This window comes from Tersicoccus solisilvae, from assembly GCF_014643255.1.
GTDB classification, from domain to species: Bacteria; Actinomycetota; Actinomycetes; order Actinomycetales; family Micrococcaceae; genus Tersicoccus; species Tersicoccus solisilvae.
On record NZ_BMJI01000009.1, the window covers coordinates 80,130 to 100,300 of the forward strand.

Here is a 20,171-nt window from a genome sequence, read left to right on the forward strand (position 1 = left end):
ACCAGGATCACCGGCACGATCGTCATCCCCAGGAGAGCGTCATGAGCACCGCGACCGAGCAGACCGCTCCGCCGACCCCCCAGTCGGACGAACCGACCAAGGGCCTGAGCCAGGGCCGGATCGTCGCCCGCAAGTTCTTCGGCCACACCGCGGCCGTCGCCTCCATCGTCGTGTTCCTGCTCGTCGTGATCATCTCGGTCACGTCGCAGGGCCTCGGCCCGATCCCGGGCTGGTGGAAGTGGACGTACGAGCAGACCCCGCCGCTGGTCAACGGCGGCGCCCCGACGTGGGTGCTCCCGTTCGGCTTCGGCGAGCACCCCTTCGGGCAGGACCGGGTCGGCCGCGACCTGTTCGCCATGACCATGCGCGGCACGCAGATCTCGCTCTTCATCATGGTCACCATCGGCGTCCTCGCCGGCGTCGTCGGCATCATCGTCGGCTCGCTCGCCGGGTTCTTCCGCGGCTGGGTCGAGGCCGTGCTGATGCGCATCACGGACGTCTTCATCGTCATCCCGACGCTGATCGCCGCGGCCATCGTCGGCAAGGCGGGCGGCCAGGGCGGCGTCCTGCTGCTCGGCGTCTTCCTCGGCCTCGTCACGTGGATGCTGCTGGCCCGCCTGGTGCGCGCCGAGTTCCTCTCCCTGCGCGAGCGGGAGTTCGTCGACGCCGCCCGCATCGCCGGGGCGTCCAACAGCCGGATCATCTTCAAGCACATCCTGCCGAACACGGTCGGCGTCATCACGGTCAACCTGACCCTGCTGATGAGCGCGGCGATCCTGACCGAGACCGCGCTGAGCTACCTCGGTCTCGGCGTGCGACAGCCGGACATCTCCCTCGGTTCGCTGATCAGCATCAACCAGGCGGCGTTCAGCACCCGACCGTGGCTGTTCTGGTGGCCGGGCCTGTTCATCGTCATCATCTGCCTGTGCATCAACTTCATCGGCGACGGTCTGCGGGACGCCTTCGACCCGCGACAGAAGAAGTTCTCGCTCCGGGCCATCCGGCGCCTCAGCGCCACGACCGGCGCCGCCGACGCGGCGGCCGGATCCGGCCGCACCGTGCCGGTGACGGGCGCGGAGTCGGACGACCCGGTCACCGCCCGGCGCCACGACGGGGAGCTCTACCGGGGCAGCCCATCGGCGGGTGGGCAGAACACCCGGCTGGAACTCGACGACGACGGCGAACCCGGGCGCAGGGACTGACGATGCGCGCGTTCCCCCGTCGGTCAGCGCACGAAGACCACGAGTGCGACACCCGCGAGCAGCACGGCACCGACGATGGTCGGCACGTGCAGCACGGTGGTGACGGGCGTCGACGCGGCCACGCCGGCGTCCAGACGGCCCGACTCCACCAGATCCTCCCAGCGGCGGCGCACCAGGATGGCCGCCTGGCCGGAGTGGGACCGGGCGAGGTCGCCGGGACGGACGGAGCGCACCGCGTCGTAGGTGCGTTCCGGCAGGCCGGTGACGTCCTCGCGGTTGGCCCACATCACCACGTGCCGGCCCGGCGCGGGCGCGGCCAGCGCCGTCACCTTCTGGTGCGGGGTCACCAGGGTCAGGGCGTACTTGGTGTCGACGTGGATCAGTGCCGCCCAGGGGACCGTGACGGTGCGGAAGACGTTGCGCACGACGATCGACTGCTCGTCGAGCGTCACGGCCGGGCGCCAGAGCACGGCCCAGCCGATCGCCGCGAAGAGCGCGGCGATCACCACCATGCGCGCCGCGGTGGTGGCGTCGGCCCCGATCAGGGCGGACACCACCATGAAGGCGGCGAACAGCCAGCACGCCACAGCCATCACTCTGCTGGTGGAAGCGGTGAAAGTGGTCACCGTCCCATGATGTCAGCGCCGGACGCTGCCGGGGACCGTGAGCCCACCGCGCGTCAGGAAGGGAAGAACCGATGAGTCACGCAGCACAGCCGAGCGCAGCGCCGTCAGCCGGACGCGGGGGCCGGGGCGACACCCTGCTCACCGTGCGCCATCTCGACATCAGCTTCGGCGTCGAGAAGAAACTGGTCCCGGCCGTCATCGACTCCAACTTCGACCTGGCCCGCGGTGAGGTGCTCGCCATCGTCGGCGAGTCCGGCTCTGGGAAGTCGACGACGGCGATGGCGCTGCTGGACCTGCTGCCGGTCAACGCCGTCGTGCGCGGCAGTGTGAACCTGGCCGGACGGGAGCTGCTGCACGCCTCGAAGCACTCGATCCGGCAGGTGCGCGGCTCCGAGATCGCGGTCATCTTCCAGGAACCGATGACGGCGCTGAACCCGGTCTACACCGTCGGCAACCAGATCGTGGAGACCGTCCGCCTGCACAACGAGATCTCGCCGAAGCAGGCCGCCGAGCGCGCCCTGCAGATGCTCGAATTGGTCGAACTGCCCGATCCGCAGAAGGCGTTCAACTCGTACCCGCACCAGCTCTCCGGTGGTCAGCGACAGCGGGCCATGATCGCCCAGTCGCTCTCGTGCGACCCGAAGCTGCTGATCGCGGACGAGCCGACCACGGCGCTCGACGTCACCGTGCAGGCCGAGATCCTCGACCTGATGCGCAACCTCAAGGACAAGCTGGACTCCGGCATCATCCTGATCACCCACGACATGGGGGTCGTCGCCGACCTGGCCGACCGGATCATGGTGATGAAGGACGGGCGCACCGTGGAATCCGGCACCGCCGCGCAGATCTTCCACGACCCGCAGCACTCCTACACGCAGACCCTGCTGGCCGCCGTGCCGCACCTGGGCACCGCCGGCGAGGAGGACATCGACCTGGTCGCGGCGCTGGCCTCCTCGGCGGACGTCTCCGGCGCCGACGTCGAGATCGACGCGGGGGAACTGGCCGCGCGCGAGGAGGAGAATCAGCGTGCCCTGGCGGAGGCGGAGCGGATCGCCGCAGCCGAGGCCGAGCGGCTGCAGGCCGTCCAGCCGGTGCTCGCCCTGACCGATGTGGCCATCGAGTACCCCAAGCAGGGCCGGGTACCCGCGTTCCGCGCCGTCAGCGACGCCAACCTGACCATCTACCCCGGGCAGGTCGTCGGCCTCGTGGGCGAGTCCGGCTCGGGCAAGACCACCATCGGCCGGGCGGCGGTCGGCCTGCTGCCGATCGTCGGGGGCACGCTGAGCGTCGTGGGGGAGGACATCACGACGGCGGACCGGAAGCAGCTGCGGACCCTGCGCAACAAGGTCGGCATGGTGTTCCAGGACCCGTCGTCCTCCCTCAACCCGCGCCTGCCCATCGGCGAGAGCATCGGTGAGCCGCTGTTCCTGGCGAAGGAGGCGCGCGGCGACGCCCTGCAGAAGCGGATCGAGGAGCTGCTGGACCAGGTCCAGCTGCCCCGCGCCTACCGGAACCGGTACCCGCACGAGCTCTCCGGCGGGCAGAAGCAGCGCGTGGGCATCGCCCGGGCGCTCGCCCTGAAACCGGCGCTCATGGTCGCGGACGAGCCGACGTCCGCCCTCGACGTCTCCGTGCAGGCCCGGGTGCTGGAGCTCTTCCAGGACCTGCAGCGCGAGCTGGGCTTCGCCTGCCTGTTCGTCACCCACGACCTCGCCGTCGTCGACCTGCTGGCCGACCGGATCGTCGTGATGAACCGTGGCCGGATCGTGGAGCAGGGCACCCGGGACGAGATCCTGCGTAACCCGCAGGACGCGTACACCCAGCGGCTGCTGGCCGCCGTGCCCCTGCCGGACCCGGACAAGCAGCGCGAGCGGCGCGAGGTGCGGGCCCAGCTGCTCGCCGCCATCGACGACTGAGGGCGTGCCGCGCCCGACGACGGCGCCCGTCCCTCTCGCCGGGGGCGGGCGCCGTCGCGCGTGACGGCGACCACGGCGCGAGCCCGCCGCGCGGGTCTAGAATGGTCTGTCGGTGCACTTCGGCGCCGCCGACCCACGCGCGGCCGCGCCCGCGTCCCGGGTGCTCCGCCCGGCCCCCGCATCGCCTTCGTCCACGGCCAGCACCGTGGACCCCCGTCTCTCACCGAATCGAGTCATCCCGCATGTCTGACACCGCCACCACTACTCGGGCCGCCCGTGCCGTCCGCGAGGACCTGCGCAACGTCGCCATCGTCGCGCACGTCGACCACGGCAAGACGACCCTGGTGGACGCCATGCTCCGGCAGACCGGTGCCTTCTCCGCCCACGGCGAGGTCGCCGACCGGGTGATGGACTCCGGGGACCTGGAGAAGGAGAAGGGCATCACCATCCTCGCCAAGAACACCACGGTGTTCTACGGCGGCCCCGCGGCCAAGGGCGAGACCATCACCATCAACGTGATCGACACCCCGGGTCACGCCGACTTCGGCGGCGAGGTGGAGCGCGGCCTGTCCATGGTCGACGGCGTCGTGCTTCTCGTCGACGCCTCCGAGGGCCCGCTGCCGCAGACCCGGTTCGTGCTCCGCAAGGCCCTCGCCGCGAAGCTGCCCGTGATCCTGGTCGTGAACAAGACCGACCGGCCCGACGCCCGGATCTCCGAGGTCGTCAGCGAAAGCATGGATCTGCTGCTCGGCCTGGCCTCCGACCTCTCCGACGAGGTGCCCGACCTGGACCTGGACGCCGTGCTCGACGTGCCGGTGGTGTACGCCGCCGCGAAGGTCGGCGCCGCGTCCCTGGAGCAGCCCGCCAACGGCAGCGCCCCGGAGAACGACAACCTCGAGCCGCTGTTCTCGACCATCGTGGAGCACATCCCGGCCCCGTCGTACGACCCCGAGGCCCCGTTGCAGGCGCACGTGACCAACCTGGACGCCTCGCCGTTCCTGGGCCGGCTCGCCCTGCTGCGCATCTTCAACGGCACCCTGCGCAAGGGCCAGCAGGTGGCCTGGGCCCGTCACACCGGCGAGCTGAAGACCGTCAAGATCACCGAGCTGCTCGCCACCAAGGCCCTCGAGCGGGTCTCCGCCGAGTCCGCCGGTCCCGGTGAGATCGTGGCCGTCGCCGGCATCGAGGACATCACCATCGGGGAGACCCTGACCGACCTCGAGAACCCGCGGCCCCTGCCGTTGATCACGGTCGACGACCCTGCCATCTCCATGACCATCGGCATCAACACCTCGCCGCTGGCCGGCAAGGTCAAGGGCGCCAAGGTGACCGCACGGCAGGTGAAGGACCGCCTGGACAAGGAGCTCATCGGCAACGTCTCGCTCAAGGTGCTCCCGACCGAGCGTCCCGACGCCTGGGAGGTGCAGGGCCGCGGTGAGCTGGCCCTGGCCATCCTCGTCGAGCAGATGCGTCGCGAGGGCTTCGAGCTGACCGTCGGCAAGCCGCAGGTGGTCACCCGCACCATCGACGGCAAGGTGCACGAGCCGATGGAACACATGACCATCGACGTGCCCGAGGAGTACCTCGGCGCCGTCACCCAGCTGATGGCCGCCCGCAAGGGCCGCATGACCAACATGGCCAACCACGGCACCGGCTGGGTGCGGATGGAGTTCATCGTCCCCGCCCGCGGCCTGATCGGCTTCCGCACCCGCTTCCTCACGGACACCCGCGGCGCCGGCATCGCCTCCTCCTACGCGGAGGGCTACGAGCCGTGGGCCGGGGACATCGAGTACCGCACCAACGGCTCGATGATCGCGGACCGGGCCGGCGTCGTCACGCCCTTCGCCATGATCAACCTGCAGGAGCGCGGCAGCTTCTTCGTCCAGCCGACGTCGGAGGTCTACGAGGGCATGATCGTCGGCGAGAACTCCCGCGCCGACGACATGGACGTGAACATCACCAAGGAGAAGAAGCTCACCAACATGCGGGCGGCCTCCTCGGACTCCTTCGAGAACCTCACCCCGCCGCGCACCCTGACGCTCGAGGAGTCCCTCGAGTTCGCCCGCGAGGACGAGTGCGTCGAGGTGACGCCGGAGTCCATCCGCATCCGCAAGGTGATCCTCGACGCCAACGAGCGCATGAAGGCCGCCCGGGCCCGGGCTCGGGCCTGATCGGTGCGGGAGGAGCCGGCGGGCCTGGCCGACCTGCTCGCGGGCGTCACGGCGCCCGCGACGGTGCTGTTCGTCCACGCGCATCCCGACGACGAGTCGATCGCGACGGGCGGGACGATGGCGGCCCTGGCCGCCGCCGGGCACCGGGTTCTCCTGCTCACCTGCACCCGCGGGGAACTCGGCGAGGTGATCCCCGAGGATCTGCGGCACCTGCAGGTGGGGCTGCCCGAGAGCGTGGACGACGGCGACCAGTTGGCCCGGGTGCGCCTGGACGAACTGGCCGCGGCCACCCGCGTGCTCGGCGTGCACACCGGCTTCCTGCTCGGCACGGCTCCCGCGCTCGCGCCCGGTGCGACGGCACGCGTCTACCGTGACTCCGGGATGAGCTGGGGGGAGGACGGTCGCGCGCGGCCCGCCCCGCAGGTCTCGGCCGACAGCTTCTCCCAACAGCCGCTCGACCGGGCGGCGGCGGACCTGGCCGCCCTGCTGCGACTGGCCCGGCCCGACGTCGTCGTCACGTACGACGACGACGGCGGCTACGGGCATCCCGACCACATCCGCGCCCACCAGGTCACCCTGGCGGCGCTCGACCAGGTCCGCGACGAGCTGCCCGCCCGGCTGTGGGTCACGGCCAGCGACGCGGGTTCCTCCTCCGGCCGGCTCGTCGAGGTGGCCGGCGACGCCGACGCCAAGCGCGCCGCGATCGCCGCCCACGGCACCCAGACGGTCGTCGAGGGCGGCCGGTTCGCCCTCTCCAACGGCATCTGGCAGGACATCTCCGGGTTCGAGCGTTTCCGGGACGCGACGCCGGGCGGGCGCCCGCGCCTCGCCGCGACCCGCACCGGTGGACGGATGCGCACCGTCCTCGCCGCGGTCGTGGCCGGCGTGCTCGTCTGCTGGCTCGGCACGCTGCTGCACGGCCACGTGGCCTATCTCGCCACCACGCCGGTGCCGTGGGGAGCGGTGCTCGCCGTCGTGCTGTGTGCGAGCGCCGCCACCGCCGTCGGACTGTGGCGGAGCGCTCTGTGGGCGGCCGCGGTCACCGGCGCCGTCGCGTTCAGCGCCAACTGCCTGCTTGCCGGGACCGGTGACGTCCCCCTGATCGTCACCCAGACCGCGCAGCCGACCGGGGTCGCCCTCGCCGGCACGATCTGGCTGGCGGGCTCGGCCGTGGCCACCGTCCTCGCCGTGTTGCTCACCGCACGGACCCTGCGGCGCTCCCGAGCCTGACCGGCCCTCCCGCCGCGCCACCATCAGTGCACTGATGGGTTTCTTTCCGGGGGTGGTGCGCGGCAGAATGAGGGTCCACGCACCCTCAGGAGGCCGCATGAAGACCCTCGCCCCCGTCGCCGCCATCGACGCCCTCGAGGACGCCACCTGGCTCGACCCCGTCGTCGAGTTCGAACACCGGCTCTCTCGCGCCATCTTCAAGCCGCAGTGGCTGCGCGACCTGCTGCACGGCGTGCCCCAGGGACACCCGCTGCACCCCCCGCTGGTGCAGGTGCCTCTCGGTGCCTGGTTCTCGGCCGCGTTCCTCGACCTCGTGCCCGGCTCGGAGGAGGCGTCGCGTCGCCTCGTCGGTGCCGGCGTCGTCGCCGCCGTCCCGGCCATCGCCGCCGGTTACACGGACTACGGCGACCTGCACGAGCAGCAGATGCGCGTGGGGTTGGTGCACGCCGCGGCGAACCTCACGGCCGTCGGTCTGTACTCGGTCTCCTGGCTGGCTCGACGTTCCGGCCGCCACGGCCTGGGCAAGACGCTCTCGTTCGCCGGGCTCTCCGTCGCCGGCGTCGGCGGGTTCCTCGGCGGTCACCTCTCGTTCCGGCAGGCCGCCGGCGCCAATCACGTCGAGGACGTGCCGCACCGGGTGGCGCCGGGCTGGCACTCGCTGGGCCCGGTCGACGAGCTGCCCACGGGCACGCTGACCCGGCGGACGGTCGGCGACGTGCCCGTCACGGTGCTTCGGCAGGAGTCCTCGGACGCGGTGTTCGTCATCGCCGACCTGTGCAGCCACCTCTCCGGTCCCCTGCACGAGGGCGAACTGACCACGGGCGCCCCGGGGGAGGGCCCCTGCGTCACCTGCCCGTGGCACGGCTCGACGTTCTCCCTGCGCGACGGCGCCGTCGTCAACGGCCCGGCCACCGCGCCCCAGCCCAGCTTCGCCACCCGTGTCGTCGACGGCCGCCTCGAGGTCAGCCTGCCCGGCGCGGGCTGAGCCGGCTCGCCGCACCCGGCGGGGCGTCCCTCAGCGGTCGCGCGCCGTCAGGTCGGGGTGGTGGGCGAAGAAGATCGAGGTCGGCTCGCCGTCGGCGTCTGCGGGCATCGCCGCGTACTCCTCCAGGACGGCCTCGATCCTCGCCAGCAGCGTCCGCCGGTGCTCCGTGTTCAGTTTGATTCCCAGTCGCACCGTCTGCAGTTGATCCGGAGCGACGCCCTCGAGGTCGGCGAGGAACGCGTCGATCAGCGTGGTGCCCGGGGGCATCGGCGTGGACCAGGACAGCCGGGTGGCGAGGTAGGGCACCTCCCGCGCGCCGCGGGTTCCCCGTCGTTCCGGCTGGGCGGCCAGGAAGCCGGCGTCGGCCAGGGTGCGCACGTGGTGCAGGCTCGTGGCCGGATTCAGGTCGAAGCGCTGTGCGATCTCCTTGTTGGTCCGCGCCTCGTGCAGGCAGTACCGCAGGATCCGGATGCGCAGGGGGGAGCTGAGGGCGCGGCCGCGGGCGAGCGCCTCGTCGTCGGTGTCCTCCGCGTGCATCAGGCCAGCCTGCCCCCAGTGATTGACGAATGCCAATCACTGGGTGATGCTGTGGGGATGACGTCCGAGAATCAGGGCGCGGCGCCGGAGCCCGCGGGCCCGTCTCCGGCCGGTCCCACCGGCACCCCGCTCGGCGTTCCCGCAGCGGTCGGCACGGTGTCACCGTCCGGGTCACCCACGTCGCCGACGCCGGCGCCCGCCGCGCCGATCCAGGCGCCGCCCGCCGCGCCGATCGAGGCGCCGACCGCCGCGGACCGCCCCGCAGCGGACGCGCCGGCACCCCTGACCGGGGACGTCACGGACGTCGTTCGCCCCGACCGGTCCCTCTGGCGCGACGGCGACTTCCTCCGCTTCTGGGGCGGCCAGGGGGTCAGCCAGATCGGCTCGAGCGTCGGCCGGATCGCGCTGCCGGTGCTCGCGGTCAGCGTGCTGGACGCGACCGCCTTCCAGGTGGGCCTCCTCGACGCGGTGCAGTTCGCGGCCTTCCTGCTGATCGGTCTGCCGGCCGGCGCGTGGGTGGACCGGTGGCGCAAGCGCCGGACGATGATCACGGCCGACGCCGTCCGGGCCGTGGCCATGCTGGCCATCCCCGTGCTGTGGTGGACGGGCAGCCTCGACTTCTGGCACCTGCTCGCCGTCGCCGCCGTCGTCGGCACCGCCACGGTGTTCTTCGACGTCGGGTACCAGAGCTTCGTCCCGGTGCTGGTGCCGTCGGGCCGGGTCGCGGACGCCAACGGAAAGCTGGAGGCCACGGCGCAGGTCGCGCGGCTGGGCGGCCCGGGCATCGGCGGTGCCCTCCTCAGCGTCGTGAGCGTGCCGGTGCTGTTCGTCGCCGAGGCCGTCGGGTATCTCGTCTCCGCGCTCGCCCTGATCACCGTGCGGGACAGTGAACGACGGCCGGACCCGCCGCACGAGGCCTCCCTGATCGGCCAGATCCGGGCCGGACTCAGCTTCGTCGTCCGGCATCCGCTGATCAGCCGGATCACCGCGGCGACCGGCATCTCCAACTTCTTCTCCACCGTCGCGGCCACCCTGTACCCGATCCTCATCCTGCGCGAACTCGGGCTCGGCGCGCCGGCGTTCGGTCTGATCATGTCGCTGGGCGCCATCGGCGGCGTGCTCGGCGCCGCCCTCGCGTCCCGGATCGGAGAGAGGGTGGGAGAGGGGACCGCCCTGCCGCTGTCCCTCGTGGCCTCCGCCGTCCTCATGCTGCTGATGCCCGCGGCGACCCTGATGCCGACCCCGTGGCTGCAGATCACGGCGATCAGCATCGCGGACTTCGGGTTCTCCGTGCTGGTGGTCGTCTACAACGTCCTCCAGGTCAGCATGCGGCAGCGGGTGTGCCCGCCGCCCCTGCTCGGGCGGATGAACGCGTCGATCCGCTGCCTGGTGTGGGGTGTCATGCCGATCGGCGCACTGCTGGGCGGGTGGCTCGGCGGCTCGATCGGCATCGTGCCCACCATCCTCATCGGAATCGTCGGTGCGGGGACCGCGTGTCTGCCGCTGTTCTTCTCCCCGCTGTGGGGCATGCGCCGGCTCCCGTCCTGACCCGGCGGGTTCGCCGGGAGGGCGGGATGACGGCGCATCCCAGCCCCGATCCGGCGATCAGGACGGGGCTGGAGTGCGATAGCCCGGTCGCCGGCGTCCATGCACGGGCTCCGGCGCGGCGCTGTTCCGTGCGGTACAGCCGAGCCCGACCTCGGCGCCCAGAACAGAGCTGGGGTGCGGAATCGCAACTGCTCGAGGCCGTCCGGCGTTGCTCGACGTCCGTGGCGGCGTGGAGTGGGCGGATCCGGTTATCCACAGCAACGATCCTCCTCGGCCCACGGGCACCGTCGGTGATCGACCATGGTGGGGTGGACATCGGCGAACTGGTGCGGGCGCACGGCGGCGTGGTCCGGTGGGGAGAGTTGCGCGACGCCGGCATCAGCAGAGCGCGCATCGATGCGTGGGTGACGAGCGGACATCTCGAACGCGTCGGTCACGGCCTGCTCGCGACGTCCACGGCTGACCCTCGGATGGTCGAGTGGCGTCGACAGGGTGCGCGGGCAGCGTGCGTCACCTTCGCCCAGGCCAGCGGGCTGTGGCAGTGGCGACTCCCGCCCCTTCCGCATCTCGGCGCCGGCCGTAGCGTGCCGTTGACGGACTGCGTCGTCCACCGCGTCAACGGAAGCTACGACCTCGTGGATGCCCTGCTCAGCTGCTGCCGTTGCCTCCCGGACGTCGAGGCGCTGGTGCTCGTCGAATCCGCCGTCGTGTTGAAGAGGACGACGCTCGGGCAGTTGCGTGAGCGTGCGTCGACCGTGAGATGCGCCCGCGTCGGACGGGTCCTGGAGCGGATCAATCCGTTGTCCGGTTCGATGACCGAGACCATCGGACGAGTCTGTCTTCAGGACGCCGGCTTCTGCGTGCAGTGTCAGGTGAAGGTGGCCGGAGTCGGTCACGTGGACCTGTTCGTCGACGGAATGCTCGGCATCGAAGTGGACAGCGCCCAGTTCCACAGCGACCGTGCGGCCTACCGTGAGGACCGCCGACGGTGGAATGCCCTGACGTCGGAGGCGGTGCCGGTTCTCCGCGTCACCTACGAGATGGTGATCCACGAGCCCGAGGCCTTCATCGCCCTCGTCAGGCGCACGCTCGAGCGTCATGCGAGCGCGCCGGCGGTGGCACCGGGTCGGTGAGCCCGGAACGGCCCGTCGACGCGGGTGGGCGCTGCAGCGGAGCCCGATGAGCGGCGTCGGCGATCGGGCTGGGGTGCGGTGTGCTGGTGGTAGCGGCTGGTCACCGCAGCGGAGCCCGGATAGCGGCGTCGGCGTTCGGGCCAGAGTGCGGTGACCCAATCTGGAGCAGTCATGATCGGGCTGGGGTGCGGCGTACTGGTGTCGGCGGCTGGTCACCGCAGCGGAGCCCGATGAGCGGCGTCGGCGACCGGGCTGGGGTGCGGCGTGCTGGTGGCGGCGGCTGGTCACCGCAGCGGAGCCCGATGAGCAGCGTCGGCAATTGGGCTGGGGTGCGGCCCGGTGCACAGCCCGGCGGACGGCAGCAGCGGTTCCTCATCCCCGGCGGGGCGCCGGGGGTGGCGGGACCGTCTTCGCGGCGGTGACGTCCGCCAGCGCGATGACCACGTCGCCGGCGGACCGGGTGCGGACGGTGCACGTGTCGGTCTGCCGCGCCACGATCTCCCCGAGCGCGTCGGTCGCTCCGTGGACGGCATCGTCGATGCGGTAGCGGACGACGACGCGCGTGCCGAGCGGCAGCGTCGCCAACAGCCGGGCCGGAGCGGTGTTCATGTTTCCACGGTAGTCATCCGCGTGGAGCCGCGGCGCGGCACGTCCGGCGGGAGCGCGGCGACATCGAGCGCCGGAGCTCGGCAGTAGACTGACGAGAGCCGCCGGACGTCCCGGTCGAGCCCGGTGATGACCCGGCGGCGCCGACCGTGGTACCCGAGGAGAGGTCAGACGTGACGTACGTCATCGCGCAGCCCTGCGTCGACATCAAGGACAAGGCGTGTGTGGAGGAGTGTCCCGTCGACTGCATCTACGAGGGTGAACGGTCGCTCTACATCCATCCCGACGAGTGCGTCGACTGCGGGGCCTGCGAACCGGTCTGCCCGGTGGAGGCCATCTACTACGAGGACGACACCCCCGAGGAGTGGGCCGACTACTACAAGGCCAACGTCGAGTTCTTCGAGGAGCTCGGCTCGCCCGGTGGGGCGGCCAAGGTCGGCAACACGCACACGGACCACCCGATGATCGCCGCACTGCCGCCGCAGAACCAGGACGTCGACCTGTGACGACGGTGCCGTCCGGGTCCCGGTCCTTCGGGCTCGACCTGCCCGAGTACCCGTGGGAGGCTATGGCCCCCTACCAGGCCATGGCGGCCGCCCACCCTGACGGTGCCGTCAACCTGTCCGTCGGCACCCCCGTCGACGCGACGCCGGGCTTCCTCCAGGCTGCGCTCGCCGACGCCGCGAACGCTCCCGGCTATCCGACCACGCACGGCACGCCGCAGCTGCGCGAGGCCGTGGTGCGCTGGTTCGCGCGCCGTCGTGGCGTCGTCGACCTGCCGGCCGAGGCCGTGATGCCCACCGTCGGATCCAAGGAGCTGGTGGCCTGGTTGCCGCTGCTGCTGGGGCTGCACGCCGGTGACGTCGTCGTCCACCCGACCGCCGCCTACCCCACCTACGCGATCGGCGCGCGGCTCGCGGGGGCCGAGGCCGTGGCCGCGGACGACCTGGAGACGCTCGACGACGCCGTCCGGTCCCGCGTGCGGATGGTGTGGGTGAACTCGCCAGCCAACCCGACCGGGGCCGTCGCCGACGTCGAGCGGCTGCGCCGGGTCGTCGACCAGGCCCGCGGCGCGGGTGCCGTCGTCGTCTCCGACGAGTGCTATGCCGAGCTGGGCTGGGACCGGTGGGACGCCCACCAGGGCGGGGAACCCGTGCCCTCGCTGCTGGACCCGCGCGTCACCGGCGGCGATCCGACCGGCCTGCTCGCCGCCTACTCGCTGAGCAAGCAGTCCAACCTGGCCGGCTACCGGGCCGCGTTCCTCGCGGGCGCGCCGGAGCTGATGCCGGCCCTCGTCAACGCCCGCAAGCACGCCGGCATGATCGTGCCGGCGCCCGTGCAGGACGCGATGACGGCGGCCCTGGACGACGACGAGCACGTCGGCGTCCAGAAGGACGTCTACCGGCGGCGACGCGCCCTCCTGCGTCCGGCCCTCGAAGCCTTCGGGCTGCGGATCGACGACTCCGAGGCGGGCCTGTACCTGTGGTGCACGGCCGGCGAGGACGCGTGGACGACCATCCAGCGGCTCGCGGAACTGGGAATCGTCGCCGGCCCCGGCGTCTTCTACGGCGCGGCCGGGACGCGGCACGTCCGGGTGGCCCTGACCGCCCCCACCCAGCGGGTGCAGGCGGCGGCCGACCGGCTCGCCGCCGCCGGATCCTGACCCCGCCACCGCACTCGCGCACCGTCTCACCTGCCGGTGCAGGATTCGGTCAGATCACCCGGTGCGGGTAACTTTGAGTCGAACACGACGCCGGTGCGGGCCTGACGCCGCCGCGCGTCCGACCACCTCTCGAGGAGGAACCAGTGGCTGAAGGCAACGGGGCGACCCTGGACTACGGCACCGGCTCGATGGAGCTGCCGCGCGTCGACGTCACCGAGGGCAACCCCGGCCTGGACGTCTCCAAGCTGCTCCGCACGACCGGGGACGTCACCTACGACATCGGCTTCATGAACACCGCCGGCACCAAGTCCGCGATCACCTTCATCGACGGGGACGAGGGCATCCTGCGGTACCGCGGATATCCCATCGAGCAGCTGGCCCAGCACTCCTCGTTCGTCGAGGTCACCTACCTGCTGATCTACGGCGAACTGCCGACCGCCGACGAGCTGGAGGCGTTCGACAACCGGCTGCGCCGCCACACCCTGCTGCACGAGGATCTCAAGGGCTTCTTCGCCGGTTTCCCGCGGGACGCGCACCCGATGCCGGTGCTCTCCTCCGCCGTCTCGGCGCTCTCGACGTTCTACCAGGACTCGCTCAACCCGTTCGACAAGCAGCAGGTGGAGCTCTCCACCTTCCGGCTGCTCGCGAAGATGCCCGTCATCGCCGCATACGCGCACAAGAAGAGCATCGGCCAGCCCATGCTCTACCCGGACAACTCGCTGAACTCGGTCGAGAACTTCCTGCGGATGTGCTTCGGCCTGCCGACCGAGCACTACGAGCTGGACCCGCTCGTCGTCAAGGCCCTCGACACCCTGCTGATCCTGCACGCCGACCACGAGCAGAACTGTTCGACGTCGACCGTGCGGCTGGTCGGCTCCTCCAACGCGAACCTGTTCGCATCCGTCTCCGCGGGCATCAACGCCCTCTTCGGCCCGCTGCACGGCGGCGCCAACGAGGCCGTGCTGAACATGCTCCGCAAGATCAAGGCCGAGGGCATCAAGCCCGAGGACTTCATGGAGAAGGTGAAGAACAAGGAGGACGGGGTCAAGCTGATGGGCTTCGGCCACCGCGTCTACAAGAACTACGACCCCCGCGCGAAGATCGTCAAGGGCATCGCCGACGAGCTGCTCGAGAAGCTCGGCATCGACGACGAGCTGCTGGACATCGCCAAGCGGCTCGAGGAGAAGGCGCTGGCCGACGACTACTTCGTCGAGCGCAAGCTGTACCCGAACGTCGACTTCTACACCGGCGTCATCTACAAGGCCATGGGCTTCCCGGAGAAGATGTTCACCGTCCTCTTCGCGCTCGGCCGGCTGCCGGGCTGGATCGCCCAGTGGCGGGAGATGATCGAGGACCCGGCGACGAAGATCGGCCGGCCCCGCCAGCTGTACACGGGCTCCCCGGAGCGCAACTACCCGCTGGACTGAGCCCCCCGGCGATTCATCCGCCAGGTCGTCAATAGATGTCGCATCGGCCCCTCCGAGGGGCCGGATGCGACATCTATTGACGACCTGGCCTCGAAGGGGAGCGGGGGAACGTCGGGGTCAGGCGTCCGCGTAGCCGTTCGGGTTCTGCGACTGCCAGTGCCAGTGGTCGGCGCACATGGTGTCCAGGTCCCGGGTGGCCGACCAGCCCAGGTCCGCCAGCGCCGCCGACGGGTCCGCGTAGCTGACGGCGGCATCGCCGGGCCGGCGCGGCGCGATCTCGTACGGGACCGGCTTACCCGCCGCACGGCCGAACGCCTCGATCACCTCGAGCACGGAGGAGCCGCGGCCGGTGCCGAGGTTCCAGCGGTGCACGCCGGCGTGGGCGGCCAGATAGTCGAGCGCGGCGAGGTGGCCGGTCGCCAGGTCGACGACGTGGATGTAGTCCCGCACCCCGGTGCCGTCGGGCGTCGGGTAGTCGTCCCCGAACACGCGCACCTTCTCCCGGCGGCCGACGGCGACCTGCGCGACGAACGGCAGCAGGTTGTTCGGCACCCCGGTGGGGTCCTCGCCGATCCGGCCGGACTCGTGGGCGCCCACCGGGTTGAAGTAGCGCAGCAGCGCGATCCGCCACCGGGGGTCCGCCTCGCCGAGGTCCGCGAGGATGTCCTCGATCTGCTCCTTGGTGCGGCCGTAGGGGTTGATGGCGTCCAGCGGCAGCTTCTCCGTCAGCGGCACCTCCTCCGTCGCGCCGTACACGGTCGCGGAGGAGGAGAACACGATGGTGCGCACGTCGTGGGCGTCCATCGCGGTGAGCAGGTTGACGGTGCCGACCGTGTTGTTCGTGTAGTACCGCAGCGGCTCGGCGACGGACTCGCCGACGGCCTTCAGACCCGCGAAGTGGATCACGGCCTCGATTCCCGCGCCGGAGAACACCGAGTCCAGATCGGCCGGGTTGCGCAGGTCCGCCCGCCGCAGCTCCACCTCACGGCCCGCCAGCTCCCCGACCCGGCGCAGCGACTCCGCGCTGGAGTTGGCGAGGTTGTCCAGGACGACGACGTCGTGACCGGCCTGAAGGAGCGCGAGGGTGGTGTGCGAACCGATGTAGCCGGCGCCGCCGGTCACGAGGATCTTCATCCGTCCAGCCTAGGGCAGCACCTGGAGTGCACCGGGGACCTCGCTGTCCGGCCGCTGTGCGGCTGCTCACCGCCGCGATCGTCGGTATCCTGAGGGCGGCCGTGCGCGTGCGAGCGGTGCGGCCGGTTGTCATGCCGCCGACAGGGACGAGGGTGCCAGTGACGACGCCGGGGGCGGGGTGGACGATCGCCGTGGACACGGCGCCGATGATGGTGCTGGCCCTGTACGTCCGGGACGCCGCCGATCTGGGGCCGTGCGGGCACCCGCAGGTGTCCCCGCTGCTGCCCGGGGTCCGCTTCGCGGATCCGCACCAGCTGACGGCCGGTGCCGGCGGCGTGGACGCCCTGCGCGAGGAGTGGGAGCTGTGGTGGCACGGCCTGTGCCTGGGCGGGGAGCACGCCGTCGAACAGTTGACCCCACCGGCATTCGGGGAGTTCGCCGGGAGCCCGGCCCTGCGGCGCTACCTGCAGGCCCATTTCGGCGCGGCGCTGCTGTGGTCCCGCGAGCGGGTGGCCGAGTACCGGCAGGTCGCCGACACGCGTGACGCCCTGCACCAGCACAGCATCCTGCAGCGCCTCGTCGAGGAGCGGGAGCTCGACGTCGATCGGTCCGCCCGGCCGTTCCGGTTGCAGATCATCGAGCTGCCCCTGGCCGAGAAGCGCGCCTGGTTCGTCGAACCGGACCGGCTGCTGATCGGCCACACCCTGCTCACCGACGAGGACGCCACGCGCGCGTTCCTCGAACCGGTGCTCGAACTGCTGGTCTGAGGCGGACTACGACTGCGCGACCGTGATGCGGACGCGCTCGGCCGAGGCGTTCTCGGCCGGCTGCCACGCGCCGCGGGCGCGCTCCCAGCGCTGCCCGTCGAACTCGACCGCGGTCACCTGCTGGCCCGAGGCGGTCGCCACCGCCCAGTGCGCCACCGCCCAACCGTCGGTGCCGGTCGCGGCGATGACGGCCGTGGCCCCCTCCGCGCTGACCTCCCGTTCCCCGAAGACCGTGTCCGCCGACTCGAGCACGCCGGCCGGCGTGGCGTTGCTGGTGGTGGGCCGCAGGGTGCAGGTGAGGCTCGCGGGGGACTGGCCGGTGAGGGCGCTCGCGAAGCTGCGGGCCACCGGCTCGTGCTGGGCGTAGGCCTCGGGGTAGGCGGAGAGCTGCACGCGCTGCGCGGCCTCGGTGATGGGCAGCTGCTGGTAGCCGGGGATGGCGACGAGATGGTTGTAGAACGCGTTGGTCGCGAACACCGGGTCGAGGATCTCCTCCTCGGTTCCCCACCCCTGGGAGGGCCGCTGCTGGAACAGGCCGATCGAGTCCATGTCCCCGTGCTCGATGTTGCGCAGCTTCGACTCCTGCAGCGCCGTCGCGATCGCGATGGACGCCGCCCGCGGGGGCAGGTTCCGGCGGACCGCGATGCCGGCGATGATCGCGGCGTTGGCCGCCTGGTCCGGCTGCAGCCGGTAGGTGGAGGACCCGTTGACGACGGTGCACTCCTCGGTGATCAGGGCGGTGTTCCGCGAGAGGGCACCCGTCACCGCGACCACCGCGCAGACGACGACGATGACGGCGACGAGCACGATGACGCCGCCCCGCCACGCGGCGTGACCACGGGCGCGACGCCGGCGGGGAGAGGAACCGTGCCCGGTGCGGGAGGCCATGGCCCCCTCAGTTGGCGTGCAGGTCGGCGTTCAGCGTGACGGCGGCACCGCCGTTGCGGGGCAGCGCCTGCACCTCACCGGTGGCCGAGTGGCGGCGGAACAGCAGGCCGGGGACCCCGGAGAGCTCGATGGCCTTGACCACGCGGCCGTCGTCCTCGGCAGCGAGGCGCACCAGCGTGCCCGCGGTGACGTAGAGGCCGGCCTCGACCACGCTGTCGTCGCCGATGCTGATGCCCACGCCGGAGTTCGCGCCGAGCAGCACGCGGTCCCCGATCCGCACCCGCTCCTTGCCGCCGCCCGAGAGGGTGCCCATGATCGAGGCGCCCCCGCCGACGTCGGAGTCGTGACCGACGACGACGCCCGCGGAGATGCGACCCTCGACCATCGCGTGGCCGAGGGTGCCGGCGTTGTAGTTCACGAATCCCTCGTGCATCACCGTGGTGCCGTCCGCCAGGTGAGCGCCCAGGCGCACGCGATCCGCGTCGGCGATCCGTACCCCGTGCGGGAGCACGTAGTCCACCATCCGGGGGAACTTGTCGACCCCGTGCACGGTGACCGGGCCCCGGCGGAGCAGCCGGGCGCGGGTCAGCTCGAATCCGTTCACGCTGCACGGCCCGTGATTGGTCCACACGACGTTGGGCAGCTTGCCGAAGATGCCGTCGAGGTTGGCCTGGTTCGGGGCCACCAGGCGGTGGGAGAGCAGATGCAGCCGCAGGTAGACGTCGGCGGTGTCGGCCGGCGGCTCGGTCAGATCCACCTCGGTGTGCACGACGACGCGGGTGGTGCCGCGGTCCGCGTCGTCGCCGTCCGCGGCCAGCGCGGCGAGGCTCGCTGTCTCCGCCTTCGACTCCTGATCGGTGCGTTCCCCGAGGGCCGGTGCCGGGTACCAGACGTCGAGCACGACGCCGTCGTCCGTGACCGTGGCCAGGCCGTCACCGTGCGCGTACCGCTCGGTGAGGGGGCTGTCGATGGATTCGCCGGGCACGGCGGACTCAGGGACGGAGGTCGGGGAGGTCATGCGGTCCAGTGTATCGGCCGCGTGGGGCGCCGGGACGGGCGTGACGGCGCGTGCGCTTCAATGGACGAATGAGCACACTCGCCCTCGATCCCACGCTCGACGTCGCCGACCTGACCGCCCGCCTGATCGACGTCGACAGCGTCTCCGGCAACGAGACGCCGCTCGCGGACGCCGTCGAGGCGCTGCTGCGGCGCTGCGCCCACCTCGAGGTGGTGCGTGCCGGTGACGCCGTGATGGCCCGCACCAGCACGGGCGCCGCCGAGCGGGTGATCCTCGCCGGTCACCTGGACACGGTGCCGCTGCCGGCCACGCCCGGGGCCACCGGCACCGTGCCGTCCACGATGCGGGACGGGATGCTGCACGGCCGCGGCGCCACCGACATGAAGGGTGGCGTGGCCGTCCAGCTCGCGCTCGCGGCCGCGGTGACCACCCCCGTGCGGGAGGTGACGTGGGTCTTCTACGACCACGAGGAGGTCGAGGCGTCCCTGAGTGGGCTCGGCCGGTTGGTCGAGCAACACCGCGACTGGTTCGACGCCGACTTCGGCATCCTGCTCGAGCCGACCAACGGGACGGTCGAGGGCGGGTGCAACGGCACCGCCCGTTTCGAGGTGCGGCTGCGGGGCACGGCCGCCCACTCGGCGCGCGCCTGGATGGGACACAACGCGATCCACGACGCCGCCGAGGTGCTCACCCGGCTCCGCGACCACGAGCCGGCCACGGTCACCGTCGACGGCCTCGACTTCCGCGAAGGCCTGAACGCCGTCCGGATCGCCGGCGGCCGGGCGGGCAACGTCATCCCGGACGAGACGGTGATCGAGATCAACTATCGCTTCGCGCCGGACAAGTCGCTCGACGAGGCGGAGGCGGTCGTGCGCGACCTGCTCACCGGGTTCGACGTCGAGCGCACCGACGGGGCCGCCGGCGCGCGTCCCGGTCTGGACCACCCGGCGGCCGCGAGCTTCGTCGCCATGGTCGGGGCGCAGCCGCTGCCCAAGTACGGGTGGACGGATGTCGCGCGACTGAGCGCGTTGGGCATCCCCGCGATCAACTTCGGGCCCGGGGACGCGCTGCTCGCGCACACCGACGACGAGCACGTCGACCCCGACGCCATCCGCGCCTGCCACGCCGTCCTGCACCGGTGGCTCACGGAGCGCTGACCCCCAACGCCAGGTCGTCAATAGAAGTCCCATCCGCGTCGATCCGGGCCGTTGTCGAACATCTATTTGTGATGTCCAGGGAGGTTGTTCAGTCGGGTGATGGGTGGTTGGCCTCCGGTTGCGGTGTGGGGTCGATGGTGATTGTAGAAGTGCAGCCAGCCCG

General features: G+C 71.6%; 18 protein-coding genes. 12 read left to right on the forward strand and 6 right to left on the reverse strand.

What is annotated here, in order from left to right; genetic code table 11:
• Positions 1–41: 41 nt before the first annotated feature.
• A complete protein-coding gene (locus IEX22_RS09120; RefSeq protein WP_188668028.1) occupies positions 42–1,202 on the forward strand; it encodes an ABC transporter permease in 1,161 nt (386 codons plus the stop codon).
• A gap of 23 nt (positions 1,203–1,225) precedes the next feature.
• Here IEX22_RS09120 and IEX22_RS09125 read toward each other — a convergent pair whose 3' ends face one another.
• A complete protein-coding gene (locus IEX22_RS09125) occupies positions 1,226–1,828 on the reverse strand; it encodes a PH domain-containing protein (RefSeq protein ID WP_188668029.1) in 603 nt (200 codons plus the stop codon).
• Between the two features lie 71 nt (positions 1,829–1,899).
• On the opposite strand from IEX22_RS09125, the gene IEX22_RS09130 reads away from it, so the two are divergent.
• The 4 genes from IEX22_RS09130 (at position 1,900) to IEX22_RS09145 (ending at position 8,130) form a co-directional block, all read left to right on the forward strand.
• Positions 1,900–3,744 carry an ABC transporter ATP-binding protein gene (locus IEX22_RS09130; protein ID WP_188668030.1) on the forward strand — a complete coding sequence of 615 codons (1,845 nt, stop codon included), beginning with the start codon at positions 1,900–1,902 and terminating at the stop codon, positions 3,742–3,744.
• A gap of 242 nt (positions 3,745–3,986) precedes the next feature.
• Positions 3,987–5,915, forward strand: a complete 1,929-nt coding sequence (typA, locus tag IEX22_RS09135) for a translational GTPase TypA (RefSeq protein ID WP_188668031.1) — start codon at positions 3,987–3,989, stop codon at positions 5,913–5,915.
• 3 nt (positions 5,916–5,918) lie between these two features.
• Positions 5,919–7,145 carry a PIG-L family deacetylase gene (locus tag IEX22_RS09140; protein ID WP_188668032.1) on the forward strand — a complete coding sequence of 409 codons (1,227 nt, stop codon included), beginning with the start codon at positions 5,919–5,921 and terminating at the stop codon, positions 7,143–7,145.
• 97 nt (positions 7,146–7,242) lie between these two features.
• A complete protein-coding gene (locus IEX22_RS09145) occupies positions 7,243–8,130 on the forward strand; it encodes a Rieske (2Fe-2S) protein (protein WP_188668033.1) in 888 nt (295 codons plus the stop codon).
• A gap of 30 nt (positions 8,131–8,160) precedes the next feature.
• Here IEX22_RS09145 and IEX22_RS09150 read toward each other — a convergent pair whose 3' ends face one another.
• Positions 8,161–8,667 carry an ArsR/SmtB family transcription factor gene (locus tag IEX22_RS09150; protein ID WP_188668034.1) on the reverse strand — a complete coding sequence of 169 codons (507 nt, stop codon included), beginning with the start codon at positions 8,665–8,667 and terminating at the stop codon, positions 8,161–8,163.
• A 57-nt stretch (positions 8,668–8,724) separates the two neighbouring features.
• On the opposite strand from IEX22_RS09150, the gene IEX22_RS09155 reads away from it, so the two are divergent.
• Both IEX22_RS09155 and IEX22_RS09160 read left to right on the forward strand, forming a co-directional pair.
• Positions 8,725–10,215 carry an MFS transporter gene (locus tag IEX22_RS09155; protein ID WP_229659902.1) on the forward strand — a complete coding sequence of 497 codons (1,491 nt, stop codon included), beginning with the start codon at positions 8,725–8,727 and terminating at the stop codon, positions 10,213–10,215.
• A 308-nt stretch (positions 10,216–10,523) separates the two neighbouring features.
• The gene (locus IEX22_RS09160) at positions 10,524–11,348 is read left to right on the forward strand and encodes a type IV toxin-antitoxin system AbiEi family antitoxin domain-containing protein (RefSeq protein ID WP_188668035.1); all 825 of its coding nucleotides are present in this window, start codon (positions 10,524–10,526) and stop codon (positions 11,346–11,348) included.
• 372 nt (positions 11,349–11,720) lie between these two features.
• Here the strand turns inward: IEX22_RS09160 and IEX22_RS09165 are convergent, their stop codons facing one another.
• Positions 11,721–11,957, reverse strand: a complete 237-nt coding sequence (locus IEX22_RS09165) for a putative acetyltransferase (RefSeq protein WP_188668036.1) — start codon at positions 11,955–11,957, stop codon at positions 11,721–11,723.
• Positions 11,958–12,127: 170 nt separating this feature from the next.
• On the opposite strand from IEX22_RS09165, the gene fdxA reads away from it, so the two are divergent.
• From fdxA to IEX22_RS09180, 3 genes are all read left to right on the forward strand, one after another.
• Entirely contained in the window at positions 12,128–12,460 is a 333-nt protein-coding gene (fdxA, locus tag IEX22_RS09170) for a ferredoxin (protein WP_076693664.1), read from the forward strand.
• A 5-nt stretch (positions 12,461–12,465) separates the two neighbouring features.
• Positions 12,466–13,617, forward strand: coding sequence for a succinyldiaminopimelate transaminase (gene dapC, locus IEX22_RS09175; RefSeq protein ID WP_188668047.1), 1,152 nt, complete (start codon positions 12,466–12,468; stop codon positions 13,615–13,617).
• A 143-nt stretch (positions 13,618–13,760) separates the two neighbouring features.
• Positions 13,761–15,044 (forward strand): citrate synthase, encoded by a 1,284-nt coding sequence (locus tag IEX22_RS09180; protein ID WP_188668037.1) that lies wholly within the window; start codon positions 13,761–13,763, stop codon positions 15,042–15,044.
• A 117-nt stretch (positions 15,045–15,161) separates the two neighbouring features.
• On the opposite strand, the gene galE is transcribed toward IEX22_RS09180, so the two are convergent.
• On the reverse strand, positions 15,162–16,178 hold the full coding sequence (galE, locus tag IEX22_RS09185; protein WP_188668038.1) for a UDP-glucose 4-epimerase GalE: 1,017 nt from the start codon (positions 16,176–16,178) through the stop codon (positions 15,162–15,164).
• A 158-nt stretch (positions 16,179–16,336) separates the two neighbouring features.
• On the opposite strand from galE, the gene IEX22_RS09190 reads away from it, so the two are divergent.
• Positions 16,337–16,945: a hypothetical protein gene (locus IEX22_RS09190; RefSeq protein ID WP_188668039.1), complete on the forward strand. Its 609-nt coding sequence runs from the start codon at positions 16,337–16,339 to the stop codon at positions 16,943–16,945.
• Between the two features lie 6 nt (positions 16,946–16,951).
• Here the strand turns inward: IEX22_RS09190 and IEX22_RS09195 are convergent, their stop codons facing one another.
• Positions 16,952–17,833: a hypothetical protein gene (locus IEX22_RS09195; RefSeq protein ID WP_229659903.1), complete on the reverse strand. Its 882-nt coding sequence runs from the start codon at positions 17,831–17,833 to the stop codon at positions 16,952–16,954.
• 7 nt (positions 17,834–17,840) lie between these two features.
• The gene (dapD, locus tag IEX22_RS09200; RefSeq protein ID WP_188668040.1) at positions 17,841–18,851 is read right to left on the reverse strand and encodes a 2,3,4,5-tetrahydropyridine-2,6-dicarboxylate N-succinyltransferase; all 1,011 of its coding nucleotides are present in this window, start codon (positions 18,849–18,851) and stop codon (positions 17,841–17,843) included.
• A 68-nt stretch (positions 18,852–18,919) separates the two neighbouring features.
• On the opposite strand from dapD, the gene dapE reads away from it, so the two are divergent.
• Positions 18,920–20,008, forward strand: coding sequence for a succinyl-diaminopimelate desuccinylase (gene dapE, locus IEX22_RS09205; RefSeq protein ID WP_188668041.1), 1,089 nt, complete (start codon positions 18,920–18,922; stop codon positions 20,006–20,008).
• The last annotated feature ends 163 nt before the right edge of the window (positions 20,009–20,171 follow it).

Bases quoted from the DNA above. Each gene is read 5' to 3' on its own strand.
- IEX22_RS09120 (WP_188668028.1), top strand. From the start codon at position 42: ATGAGCACCGCGACCGAGCAGACCGCTCCGCCGACCCCCCAGTCGGAC.
- IEX22_RS09130 (WP_188668030.1), top strand. From the start codon at position 1,900: ATGAGTCACGCAGCACAGCCGAGCGCAGCGCCGTCAGCCGGACGCGGG.
- typA (WP_188668031.1), top strand. From the start codon at position 3,987: ATGTCTGACACCGCCACCACTACTCGGGCCGCCCGTGCCGTCCGCGAG.
- IEX22_RS09145 (WP_188668033.1), top strand. From the start codon at position 7,243: ATGAAGACCCTCGCCCCCGTCGCCGCCATCGACGCCCTCGAGGACGCC.
- IEX22_RS09150 (WP_188668034.1), bottom strand. From the start codon at position 8,667: ATGCACGCGGAGGACACCGACGACGAGGCGCTCGCCCGCGGCCGCGCC.
- IEX22_RS09155 (WP_229659902.1), top strand. From the start codon at position 8,725: ATGACGTCCGAGAATCAGGGCGCGGCGCCGGAGCCCGCGGGCCCGTCT.
- IEX22_RS09165 (WP_188668036.1), bottom strand. From the start codon at position 11,957: ATGAACACCGCTCCGGCCCGGCTGTTGGCGACGCTGCCGCTCGGCACG.
- galE (WP_188668038.1), bottom strand. From the start codon at position 16,178: ATGAAGATCCTCGTGACCGGCGGCGCCGGCTACATCGGTTCGCACACC.
- IEX22_RS09195 (WP_229659903.1), bottom strand. From the start codon at position 17,833: ATGGCCTCCCGCACCGGGCACGGTTCCTCTCCCCGCCGGCGTCGCGCC.
- dapD (WP_188668040.1), bottom strand. From the start codon at position 18,851: ATGACCTCCCCGACCTCCGTCCCTGAGTCCGCCGTGCCCGGCGAATCC.
- dapE (WP_188668041.1), top strand. From the start codon at position 18,920: ATGAGCACACTCGCCCTCGATCCCACGCTCGACGTCGCCGACCTGACC.